Origin of the sequence: Pseudomonas sp. HY2-MNA-CIBAN-0224 (assembly GCF_040310285.1) — a bacterium.
GTDB classification, from domain to species: domain Bacteria; phylum Pseudomonadota; class Gammaproteobacteria; order Pseudomonadales; family Pseudomonadaceae; genus Aquipseudomonas; species Aquipseudomonas helleri.
Genome location: NZ_JBEOPQ010000446.1, coordinates 1 through 278 on the forward strand (window position 1 = coordinate 1; position 278 = coordinate 278).

Below are 278 nucleotides of genomic sequence, written 5' to 3' on the forward strand. Positions count from 1 at the left end.
GTAGTGCAGATGCCGGTTCTAGCTCAAATGACGCTCCAGCTGTCAACCCAAATCAGCCAGCTGCGCCAGTACAAGCCAAGCAAAGTACTGACGGCGGTGAGCCAGTACAAGCGACTGACAAAAAAGACGAAGCTGACCATAAAGATCAAAGCCCAGCAGTGCGTAAAGCGGCAAAAGAAAGCGGTGTAGATCCTAAAAACGTTGAAGGTAGTGGTCGCGGCGGTCGTGTGACCAAAACTGACATGTCAAATCCAACGCTTAAAGCAGACAGCTCTATC

The 278-nt window shown here is 50.4% G+C and carries 1 protein-coding gene; it reads left to right on the plus strand.

Annotated elements, in window-relative coordinates:
- Nucleotides 1-278, plus strand: a 278-nt coding sequence (locus AAEZ03_RS27110) for an E3 binding domain-containing protein (RefSeq protein ID WP_350582916.1), incomplete at both ends; no start/stop codon positions are given.